Here is a 12,077-nt window from a genome sequence, read left to right on the forward strand (position 1 = left end):
TCCTATGTAAATACCATCCGGTGTGTGACAACCGCCCAATTCTACGCTGCAAACTACCTTTTACGGGCAAGACGTTCCATTTCTTTTACTAAAATATCCGCTGAGTCAGGCTTGCCAAGCGCAGACGCCGACTCCGCCATGCGACTCCGCCATGCCTTATCCTTCATAATTCCCGCTATAGATTGAAACAGGGCCGGGCCACTCAGTTCCTTTTCTACAATCATGACGGATGCGCCTGCCTTTTCAAGGGTACGAGCATTAGCCTCCTGATGGTTATTCGTCACATTAGGTGATGGGATCAGAATGGACGGAATGCCGAGCGATGTAATCTCTGCCAAGAAGGACGCACCTGCGCGATTAACAATTAAAGAAGTACAGGCCAGCACCTCTGGCATATTGTGAATATAGGGAAGCACATGTAGATGATTGGGCAATGAGCCGATCTGATTCCGTATGCTATCCAGCGTTTGCTCGTAATAAGATTCTCCGGTTACATATACAAAATGGACGTCTTTCAGTTGCGAAAGTTGCGGAGCCATTGCAATCATGGCGTCATTAATGGCCTTCGCTCCCCTGCTGCCACCGACCACAAGGACAACTGAGCTGTCCATCGGAACCCCAATCGTAGCAAATCCCCGATCCCGGTTAGCCAAACGAACTGTTGTAGCACGCGGGTTTCCGGTGTACAGTACATTTTTAGCTTTGGGAAAAGCTCCTTCTGAGCCTTCAAAGCTAACAGCCACTGTATCCACATAGCGACTCAGAAATGTATTAGTCAGCCCTGGAATTGCATTTTGCTCATGAATAATGCTGGGAATTCCCAACTTGGAAGCTGCATAAACGACGGGGCCACATACATATCCCCCAGTTCCAATAACGACATCTGGCTTAAATTTCTTTAATAATGCTTTGGATCTGCGAACCCCATTGAAAAAACGCATGATCGTTTTTATATTTTCCACAGACAAGCTGCGACGAAATCCTGTGATATCAATAGCCTCAAATGGAATTTTTTCCTGAGGAACCAACTTACTTTCGAGTCCTCGTTGACCGCCAATGTATAAAAATTCAGCGTCTGGATCAATTTCTTCGCACTGTCTGGCTACGGCCAACGCCGGATAAATATGCCCTCCGGTGCCGCCGCCGCTCAACACGACGCGCATAAACGTTCACCTCGCATAACGTGATAAATTTAGTAAAATGCCCAGAGCAGTTAGCATTAAGGTCAGAGAAGAACCTCCATAGCTGATTAAGGGCAGTGTTATTCCTGTCACCGGCATTAAACCGATAACGACACCAATATTAATGACGACCTGTACGGCAACCATTGCGACAATACCCACCGCAAGCAAACTACCATAGGTATCCGGAATGGTTATAGCGACACGCATTCCTCTCCACACGAGAACCAAAAAGAGCCCCAGCACCGTCATTCCACCGATAAAGCCAAGCTCCTCCGCCAAAATGGAAAAAATAAAATCAGTTTGCGGCTCAGGAACGTAGCTATATTTTTGTCGACTCATGCCGAGTCCCAAGCCCGCCAGCCCGCCAGGACCAATCGCATATAGCGATTGAATAATTTGATAGCCTGCGCCAAGCGGATCGGACCAAGGGTCCAGAAAAGCTGTGATGCGCTGGAGTCGATAAGGCGCAGCTGCAATCAGTGCAGCAAACCCCGCTGCTCCCGACAGAGCTAGCAGACCGAGATGCTTCATACGCGCGCCTGCCGTAAATACGATGAGCATGGACGCTCCCATCATTACCGTACCTGTGCCCAAATCGGGCTGGAGCATAATAAGCCCAAAAGCCAGTCCCATGAGTCCAAGCGGCGGCAACAGGCCGCGCGTAAAAGAGCTAATATCATAATCAGGACGACTGAGCCAACGAGCGAGAAAAAGAATCATACCTAGCTTCATAAACTCGGAAGGCTGAATGCCGAAAGAGCTAATACCGAGCCAGCTTCGTGCCCCGCCTCTTACTACACCAATGCCGGGAATTAATACGGCAACCAGCAGCGCTAGACAGATCAACAATACGACCTTGGCATATTTCTGCCAGACCCGGTAGTCCGTTCTGGCAGTAAAGTACATCGCTACTAGGCCGAGCCCCGCAAACAGCAATTGTCGCTTAACAAAATAGTAGGAGTCCCCGTACTCGTGAAAAGCGAGGACGGCGCCCGCACTATATACCATAACCATGCCGATGGCTAATAAGCTTACAATACAAACGAAAAGCCATAGATCCGGCGCTGGACGAGACTGCTTCATCAGGAGGCCACCCCTTGCATAAAAGTAGGGGCTTATCCAACCCCCCTACTTACAATTTATGCGCCGCCTCTTTAAAAATACGTCCACGCTCTTCATAGGATCGGAACATATCCCAGCTTGCACAGGCGGGTGAGAGTAATACCACATCTCCCGTCTCAGCAAATTCAGAAGCCTTGTTCACAGCCTCCACGAGCGTAGCGGCGGCATCCTCCCCATTATCGACGACCTTGACATGCTCTATTCCGGCCTGCTTGGCCCGCTCAGCCAGCTTATGCCGTGTCTCACCCAGGAGCACAACGGCTTTCACACCTTCCTGTAAAGAAGGTACGAGCTCTGTATAATCAGAGCCACGATCCAATCCTCCGGCAATGAGTACAATAGGCTGCTTAAAGGAAGATAAGGCCATCATCGTTGCTTTCGAATTGGTTGCTTTGGAATTATTGTAATAAGCTACACCAGCGTGTTCTAAAACATATTCAAGCCGATGTTCTACGCCGCGAAAAGTACTTAATGGTTCCGCCAAATTTGCTGGTTCTGCGCCTGCAGCAATGGCGATTGCGCAGGCAGCAAGAGCATTTTCTACGTTAAAACGACCCGGAAGTCCAATCTCAGCTATGCCTATAATGGGATGCAGCACACCATTTCCATCGCGGTATACGATGCTACGTTCAATATCGTCCGTCACATCCGGTATGTATGGCGGATCAGCAAACAACCCTTCCTGCAAACGTTCTGTCGTAGAGAACGGAAGCAGCTTCGCTTTTATATAGGGTACCAGCTCCCGGCAGACGGGGTCGTCCCAGTTCACCACCGCAGTATCCGCCGCCGTTTGATTGGCAAATAGACGCGCCTTGGATGCAACGTAGTCCTCCATGCCTCCGTGGTAGTCCAAATGGGTCTCTGCTACATTGAGCAGGCAGGCCACAGCGGGCTTGAAATCCTTTGTTCCTTTTAACTGAAAGCTGCTCAGCTCCACAACCATCCACTCATCCGACTTGGCGTCCACAGCCGCCTCACATAAGGGCGTACCGATATTACCAGCCACGATTGGATTCATGCCGGATGCCTCCAACAGCTTGCCTACCCAAGTGGTCGTGGTCGTCTTTCCGTTGGAGCCAGTAATTCCGATGATCGGAGCTTTACATAGATGGTAGGCGACCTCAACCTCGGTCACAACCTCAATGCCGAGCTCGACAGCTTTCTGTACGGGAGGGGCCGTATAAGGAATGCCTGGATTTTTGACAACCAGCTTCACTCCAGGATGAATCAACCCCTCTGGGTGACCCCCGCATAAAACGGAAATTCCCAAAGCCTCTAATTCAGAAGCTTCGGGACATTGTTCCCTATCTTTTTTATCATTGACTGTCAGCTTCGCTCCGGCCTGGTGCAGCACCTTGGCAACTTGCACGCCGCTTTTGGCCAGACCGATAATGACGACTTCCTGATCTCTGTATGCGTCTGGATGGTTCATTGGTCTACAACCCCTTGTTGAGATAAAGTCCGAGTCCTGCCAACAGCAGTCCTACAGCCCAGAATGTAATAACTACGCGCCATTCGGACCAGCCGGACAGCTCGAAATGATGATGAATCGGGCTCATTTTGAAAATACGCTTGCCACGTGTTTTAAAGGAAGCTACCTGCAAGACCACGGACAGCATTTCAATTACGAATACACCGCCGATAATGAGAAACAAAATTTCGCTTTTCGTAACGATGGCAATGGCACCTATGGCGCCGCCGATTCCCAGCGAGCCTGTGTCACCCATAAACACCTTGGCAGGATGAGCATTATATACGAGAAATCCTAGTACAGCGCCAATCATAGCTGCTGAGCATACTGCTGCCGGAAGCGAGGTTGCCTGAATCGCGACAATGGCATAAGCAGCAAAGGCAATGGCACTTGTACCGGACAGCAGCCCGTCCAGCCCATCCGTGAAATTGACAGCGTTGCTAATTGCCAGCATCATGATAATAATGAACGGATAATAGAACCAGCCGCCCCAATCAAATGACCATGACGTTCCAGGGATGCCGATCGCAGTACTATGATCATTGCTAAGCAGAAGCCAGCACATGATCGCGCCAAACAATAATTGTCCAAACAGCTTTTGACGCGCCGTCAGGCCTAACGAGCGTTTGAATACAATTTTGATATAGTCGTCCAAAAATCCGATCAGCCCAAAGCCGAGTGTAGCAACCAGCAGAACGTAAAAGTCCGTATTTTTGATAGCTGAAAACTTAAGAAAGGTCAGCGTAAAAGCCACCAGAATCACGATACCGCCCATTGTAGGCGTACCTATCTTTTTAAGATGGCTTTGTGGCCCGTCATCCCGGACCTGCTGGCCAAATTTCATTCGCCGCAGCAGCGGAATGAGCAGTGGAGCGGCAATGACCGCCAGTATAAACGATACGACGATCGTCAGCAGTAATAATTGAATATCCATGGGAGTCTCCCTCTCGTCAACATCAGTTCTGTAGCGGACCGTTTTTCAGCGCATCCACAATTTCTTCTAGTCGCATCCCTCTGGATGCCTTAACCAGCACAATATCATTGGCGTGGAGATGAACCCGCAAATGCTGGATCAACTCTTGCTTATCTGTATAAGCGTGCACGTTAACAGCTGGCATCAACCCTTGCGCGCCCTGTGCAATCGAAGTGCCTAACGCACCGTAGGTAAACAGTACCTCTACGTCGTGCTTTGCCGCAAAAATTCCAATTTCCTCATGGAATTGCTTTTCCTCAGGTCCCAGCTCCAGCATGTCACCAAGTACGGCGACTTTACGTCCATCCGTTTTATACGCAGACAACGTCTGAATTGCAGCCTTCATTGAAGCCGGACTGGCATTATAAGCGTCGTTTAGCACAGTAAGTCCATTAGGACAGTTCACGACCTCAATACGCATGCCCGTCAGTTTTAAAGACGACAACCCTTTACGTATATGGTCTGCATCGACATTGAAATGACGCGCTACCGCCAGTGCTGCCAAACCATTTACAACATTGTGCTGTCCAAGCAAGGGAAGTCGGAAAGCCTCTTTGCCAGATTGGGCTGTTATGAATAAGCTACCTTCTCCATCCGAAGTGATTTCAGTTGGATAGTCATCGTTGCCTGCAGCTAGCCCGAACGTAAATAATTTTAAACCTTCAGGCTTGACCGTTTCAGACTCCGCCAACACTTGTGAAAGCAGTGGTTCATCCCCGTTGTAGATCAGCAAACCACCGGGCTTAAGGCCACTTGTGATTTCCAACTTTGCACGAGCGATTTCCGCACGAGAACCAAGCTGCAGTAAGTGCGATTCGCCTATGTTCGTTATGATAGCTACATCTGGTTGGGCAATATTAGCCAGCAGACGAATCTCTCCACGTCCACTCATGCCCATCTCCAGAATGAGAATATCTGTATCCTGCGGCATGGACAGTACCGTTAAAGGCAAACCGATATGATTGTTATAATTTCCTTCGGTTTTGTGTACTTTAAAAGTTGTGCCCAGCAGAGCGTTTACGATGTCTTTCGTTGTCGTCTTGCCGTTGCTTCCCGTGATCCCAACGACAGAAACGCCAGTTTCGCGTAAGTATACAGCTGCTAGATGCTGAAGGGCTTCTAACGTATCCTCTACCTCAATAGCGTTCTCAGCCGGAGGTACGCCATGATCCTTTTGCCATAAAAATGCAGCTGCACCTGCCTCACTTACGATCTGCTGCACATAATTATGCCCATCAAATCGTTCGCCCACGAGTGGAACAAACAACCCTTGGCTCTGCGGCCTGCGAGAATCTGTAAAAACGCCTTCGACTATCTGTTCGGCGTCCGCTTCTCCGTGAAGTGTTCCTTCACACATAGATGCAATCTGACCGATTGTTCTTTTCATCACTTGGATAAACCCCTTATCGCTTCTTTGGCTACGATGCGGTCATCGAATTCATGCACCGTTTTTCCGATCAACTGGTAAGTCTCATGACCTTTTCCCGCAATCAATACTACATCGTCAGGGCTTGCCATTTCAACAGCTTTATGAATTGCAGTTCTGCGATCCACGATCAATTCGTATCGTTCTGCGGGTATACCTTCATCAATCAGCCCTTGTTCGATGTCTTTCAAAATCACTTTCGGGTCCTCTGTTCGCGGATTGTCGGAAGTAATAAACGAATGATCACTGTAACGCGCAGCAATTTTCCCCATCAACGGACGTTTCGTACGATCCCGGTCACCGCCGCATCCAAATACACACCATACTTTACCGACCGCAAATTCCTTTACGGTGCGAAGGACATTTTCCAATCCGTCCGGTGTATGGGCATAGTCTACAATAACAGCAAAGGGCTGACCCGCATCTACAGGCTCTACCCGCCCATCTACGCCCGCGATAGACTCTAGACTCCTCTTGATATCCGCCAGCGAAATTCCCTCCAGCAGAGCTGCGGTAATGGCCGCCAGTGCGTTGTACACATTGAACTTGCCCACCATTCGAAGCTCAATATCGGTATCTCCTTTAAAAGTGGACACATGGAAGAAGGTTCCCTTGGCACCAATAGTGATACGAGATGCCTGCACATCAGATTCCTTTTCCACGCCGTATGTAATCACTTGGGCCGCAGTTTGAGCCTGCAAATAGGAAGAAGCCGGATCGTCTGCATTCAGAACAGCATATTTGCTATCTGATGCATCACGCGAGAAAGCATTTCCCAACCTAGAGAACAAAAGTCCTTTTGCAGCACGGTACTCCTCCATTGTGTTGTGGTAGTCCAGGTGGTCCTGCGTCAGGTTTGTAAATATAGCTGTGCGAAAATCAGTTCCCTTGACGCGACCCTGCTCCAACGCATGTGAGGATACTTCCATGACACAGCATTGAACCCCCTGCTCTGCCATATTTCCCAGATAACGTTGAAGTTCCACCGCTTCGGGCGTAGTGCCAGACATTGGATAAGACTGACCACCGTAACGCATTTGAATCGTACCAATCAGTCCGGTGTTCACCCCGGCGTCCTTCATGATCTTTTCAATCAGATAAGTTATCGTTGTTTTACCGTTGGTTCCGGTTATGCCGATCATGCGCATGCGTCGGCTCGGTGAATCAAACATATAATCCGCCAAAACCGCCATGGCATGTCGTGCATCCTTAACTACAAGCTGCGGAACAGGTACATCCAGTTCCCGTTCAACGACCAAAGCTGCCGCTCCGGACGCAATTGCCTGCTCGGCATATTCATGTCCGTCCACTGTAAAACCTGGCAGACACAGAAATAAATCTCCCGGTTGCACTCGACGTGAATCCGCCCCGATTCCTCGGCAATCCACTGTACCGTCACCCACGACACGGGAGACGGCCAGCAGTGAAGCCAATTGTTGAAGCTGCATCTTTCATTCCTCCATTGCTCTCTCGTTATTCATAGTATGGTATAAAATGAACCTATCAATCCCCCATGTAAATACGGATCGTTGATCCCCGCTCCAATCTGGAGCCCGGCTTCGGCGCCTGACTCACGACCGTCTTGCCTGACCCGGATTTTACGAGCATAAAGTTCATATTCATATCTTCGTACAAATCAGCTGCAGTAGCACCTACCAGATCAGGTACCGTTTCGATCGGATTTTCTCCATACTTGTACTCTTTGGCAATTTGATTGGTGCGAGGTGGTATTTTTAAGGCAATCAGCGCGTCCTTTAAAATATTTTGCACGATTGGCGCAGCAACAACCCCGCCGAATTGAATGCCCTTCGGGTTATCGACAGCGGTATAGACGACGATTTGCGGATCATCTGCCGGTGCAAAACCAATAAAGGATACAATATGCTCCGAGGAAGAATAACGCCCGTTAATCACCTTTTGTGCTGTCCCCGTTTTACCTCCCACCCGGTAGCCTTCAATAAAAGCAGGACGACCTGTACCTTTAGCAACGACACTTTCCAGCGCTTCCCTTACCTGTCGGGAGGTGTCCTCTGAAATGACCCTACGTACCAGTTCTGGTTCTACTTTTTCCAGCACTTTTCCGGTTCCCGGCTGAACCCAACCTTTTGTAATGTGAGGCTTGTAAAGATTACCGCCATTGATTGCCGCTGATACAGCCGTAACCTGCTGGATCGGGGTGACAGACACCCCTTGACCAAAAGCGGTCGTCGCCAGTTCTACAGGACCTACCTGAGGTAGCTTGAACAAAATGCCGTTGCCCTCACCAATCATGTCGATCCCCGTTTTGCTGCCGAAGCCAAAATTGCGAATGTACTTGAACAGTGTTTCTTTGCCTAACCGCTGCCCCAATGTTACAAAACCAGGGTTGCAAGAATTCTCCACCACTTGAAGGAAAGTTTGGCTCCCATGTCCGCCTTTCTTCCAGCAACGCAGACGTGCTCCACCGACTTCAATATATCCCGGATCAAAAAAACGGTCATTTTTGAGATTGACCTTCTTTTCTTCCAAGGCAGCCGCCAATGTAATAATTTTAAAAGTAGACCCAGGTTCATATGTCATCCAGATAGGCAGATTTCGATTGTAGATTTCAGGCGCATATTGCTTGTATAGCGCTGGCTCATAGCTTGGTCGTCCAGCCATGCCTAATATTTCACCCGTCTTGGGGTTCATAGCTATAGACAACGCGGACTTCGCCTGAAATTTGACCATGGCTTGGTCAAGCTCCCGCTCCATAATGGACTGCACAGACTTATCAATGGTTAATTGTAAATTCAGTCCATCCTTCGGTTCAATGTATTTTTCGGAAGAACCTGGCATCAGACGACCACCTGCATCTGATAAATATGCAATACTTCCGTCAATTCCCCGAAGCTTACTGTTTTGCTGCTTCTCTACGCCTGTCAGCCCTTGATTATCAATTCCTGTAAACCCAAGAATATGAGCGGCTAGATCACCATAAGGATAATAACGTTTGTTGTCTTCAGCAACAACGATACCCGGCAGCTTCAAATCACGAATTTGCTGCGCTTTCTCCATCGTAATTTTTCGTCCGCCGGGCTGAAGTTTTTGGCTTGCTGTTCGTTTGGTAATCAGCTTGAGCACTTTATCCTCACTCATATCCAGCAAGGGCGCCAGCCTGCGTGCCGTTTCTTCCGGCTTCTTAATCTGTACTGGTATCGCCATGACTGTGGGCGAACTGACATTGTAGGTCAGCGCCGTACCCTGCCGATCCAAAATTTCGCCACGCTTGGCGGCAAATGGAATATTGCGGCGCCACGAATCCTCAGCCTTGGCCGAGAGCTCGCCTCCTTTACCCAATTGAACATAGGCGAGCCGGATCGACAAGGCCGCAAACAGTACAAATAATCCCATTAGCCCCCATACCAGCCTTCGCCGCATGGTCACGTTAGATTTTTTCAAACGCGCTCCCTCCGTTCCTCAAATACTCATGACATGTCTTACCTCATGAATATTCAAAAGAACGAACATTAGAACAAGCTATCAGTTATCCTCGCCTTTAATCTCAGCAGCACTTTTCTCATCTGCAACAGCCGATATTCCTCTCTTAGGAGCTCCCGCATCTGTTCCAGCTTCGGCAGTAGTACCGGATTCGTTTTTATTATCGGCCTCCGTTTTTGTTGCGCTCCCAATCTGGTTAGCTGCAACTCCATTGGTCGAGTCCTGTGTATCCTCCGGTTTCACTCCGGTCACCGTTTCTTTGGCCGGCTGAAGCATCACACTGACGATTCGCTTTCCATTTACCATTTGCGCCTTTTGAGAGACGACATAACCTTCGCCGCTTACCTGCACACCAACCCTCATAAGGGTTAGAACTTGAAGTGTGTCACGCAACGAAACACCTGTAAAATCAGGGATAGTCATGTTGGCACTATCCTCAGTCAGCAAGTAAATGCGTTGTCCGGGTTTCATTTTGACGCCTGCTTCAGGATACTGGCGAACAATTTTGGAGCCTTTGCCTACCGTTTCATAGGCAATCCCCTGTTTGAGCAATGCGTTTTGCGCATCCTTCTTCACCTGACCCGTTAATTGTGGTACCGTTGGCAAGTTCACTGTTTTTACAACAGCGCTGCCTGATTTATTCGTTTTAGTTCCCGTTTTTGGAACACCCATATATTGCAACGATTGGGATACGATTTTTTTAAATACAGGCGCTGCTGCTGTACCGCCGCCTACCGATTTGTTAGGTTCGTCCATAACAACCAAAACAGCCATTTTCGGATCATTTACCGGTGCAAAACCTATAAAGGACACGACATCCTTCGAATGGTCATATACTTTTCCAACGACCTTCGTCGCTGTACCTGTTTTACCAGCTACACGATATCCGTCGATATAAGCAAGGCGTCCCGTACCAATTTCCTGGTCAGACACAACCTGCTCCAGATAGCTACTTGTCTGAGCTGCAGATTCCTGAGTAATCACTTGGCGGATTTCCTTTGGCTGAATCGTCTGCACTTCGCCTGTATCTGGGTTTATAATTTCCTTTACCAGATGAGGCTGCATCAGCTTCCCCCCGTTAGCAATTGCCGAGATGGCAGCTACCTGCTGGATTGGCGTCACCTGGACACGTCCGTGTCCATATGAAGCTGTTGCGACCTCGGATTTGTACTGGGTATGGAATGTGATAGCTCCGGTAGACTCACTCGGAAGATCAATACCCGTTTTCACCCCGAAACCAAAGTTATTAATATATTTCTTCAGCCTTTCGCCACCCAACTTATCCAGCCCCAGATGGACAAAGCCGACGTTACTTGAACGCTTGACTCCCTGAAGATAAGTTAACGTTCCCCAGTTACGGCTTACGTCACGAATATCCCAACCTCCGACCCGAATCATACCAGATTGGTAGGATTCATTCGGATTGAATACCTTTTCTTGAACCGCGGCAGCCAAGGTCACAATCTTAAACGTGGAGCCCGGCTCGTAGATGGACTGAGTAGCATTATTACGGAAATTTTCCAAAGGTGTACTCCCATATGTATTGGGATTAAAATTCGGGTAGGTCGCCATACCGAGAACATCCATCGTTTTGGGATCAGCCGCTACCACAGTCATCGTTTTCGGATTGTATTTTGCAATAGCTTCCTGCATGGCATCCTCTATATAATACTGAATCGTATCGTCAATCGTCAGCTTTAAATTTTTACCATTTTGTGCCGGCTCATAGACACTTCCCGATCCTTGAAGAGGAACTCCCTTCCGATCCCGCTGATACAGAAGCTTTCCAGCCGTCCCCGAGAGCTCTTTATTATAATAAGCTTCCAACCCCATACCTGCTGTGCCATCTTTTCTTTGATAGCCAAGAACATGGGAAGCCAGCTTATTTTCTGGATAATAGCGTTTGGATCCTTGAACAGTGTCCACAGCTCCAATTACTTGATACTTATCCTTCAAATACTCTTTGAACGTATCCACTTGTGCCTTGACCTCAGGATCTACCTTCCAGCCTCCATTGCGGATCTCGCGGTTTTTTAAGTAGTTCCCCGCTTTATCCTTTGCAGAAAGATGCCTTCTCAGCTCATCCTCAGGTGTTTTGAGTAATTGGTGTAGCTTAGCTACAACCTCATTCTCCAAATCATACTCCTGAATAATGGTAGGATTGACAACTACCGTATAAGCTGGTGCATCCGTAGCCAATACGTTTCCTTTACGGTCCGTAATGGTTCCACGCTTGGGCTGAATCACCTGATCTTTTTCCACTTGAGTAACTACCAGGTTATGCCAGTACTCCCCGCTCACAACTTGAATCCAAAATACCTTAAGTAGCAGAACAAGAAAAAAGAGGGTAATACATCCCCCTATCAGCAGTGTACGAAGCTTTATTCTTTTGACCATAGCTCAAACCTCTCTGCAAAAAAATGTACGTCAGAGCATAGCTTG

Annotated in this window: 8 protein-coding genes; all 8 read right to left on the reverse strand. The window is 48.5% G+C overall.

Going from position 1 to position 12,077, the window contains the following annotated elements; translation table 11 throughout:
* Positions 1-53: 53 nt before the first annotated feature.
* Positions 54-1,163 carry an undecaprenyldiphospho-muramoylpentapeptide beta-N-acetylglucosaminyltransferase gene (murG, locus tag ACWA2B_RS17960; protein ID WP_340885915.1) on the reverse strand — a complete coding sequence of 370 codons (1,110 nt, stop codon included), beginning with the start codon at positions 1,161-1,163 and terminating at the stop codon, positions 54-56.
* 6 nt (positions 1,164-1,169) lie between these two features.
* Positions 1,170-2,267, reverse strand: a complete 1,098-nt coding sequence (gene spoVE / locus ACWA2B_RS17965; protein WP_029517754.1) for a stage V sporulation protein E — start codon at positions 2,265-2,267, stop codon at positions 1,170-1,172.
* A 49-nt stretch (positions 2,268-2,316) separates the two neighbouring features.
* Positions 2,317-3,738: a UDP-N-acetylmuramoyl-L-alanine--D-glutamate ligase gene (gene murD / locus ACWA2B_RS17970; RefSeq protein ID WP_340885918.1), complete on the reverse strand. Its 1,422-nt coding sequence runs from the start codon at positions 3,736-3,738 to the stop codon at positions 2,317-2,319.
* Between the two features lie 4 nt (positions 3,739-3,742).
* On the reverse strand, positions 3,743-4,711 hold the full coding sequence (gene mraY, locus ACWA2B_RS17975; RefSeq protein WP_013311092.1) for a phospho-N-acetylmuramoyl-pentapeptide-transferase: 969 nt from the start codon (positions 4,709-4,711) through the stop codon (positions 3,743-3,745).
* Between the two features lie 22 nt (positions 4,712-4,733).
* Positions 4,734-6,137: a UDP-N-acetylmuramoyl-tripeptide--D-alanyl-D-alanine ligase gene (locus tag ACWA2B_RS17980; RefSeq protein WP_342435182.1), complete on the reverse strand. Its 1,404-nt coding sequence runs from the start codon at positions 6,135-6,137 to the stop codon at positions 4,734-4,736.
* Complete coding sequence (locus ACWA2B_RS17985) at positions 6,137-7,624, reverse strand: UDP-N-acetylmuramoyl-L-alanyl-D-glutamate--2,6-diaminopimelate ligase (RefSeq protein ID WP_069010279.1); 1,488 nt, start codon at positions 7,622-7,624, stop codon at positions 6,137-6,139. The genes ACWA2B_RS17980 and ACWA2B_RS17985 overlap by 1 nt, the downstream gene beginning before the upstream one ends.
* A gap of 55 nt (positions 7,625-7,679) precedes the next feature.
* Positions 7,680-9,596, reverse strand: coding sequence for a stage V sporulation protein D (locus tag ACWA2B_RS17990; RefSeq protein ID WP_025721601.1), 1,917 nt, complete (start codon positions 9,594-9,596; stop codon positions 7,680-7,682).
* 81 nt (positions 9,597-9,677) lie between these two features.
* On the reverse strand, positions 9,678-12,032 hold the full coding sequence (locus ACWA2B_RS17995) for a penicillin-binding transpeptidase domain-containing protein (protein WP_069010278.1): 2,355 nt from the start codon (positions 12,030-12,032) through the stop codon (positions 9,678-9,680).
* Between the last annotated feature and the right edge of the window lie 45 nt (positions 12,033-12,077).

It is taken from the genome of Paenibacillus sp. CMM36 (assembly GCF_053570945.1).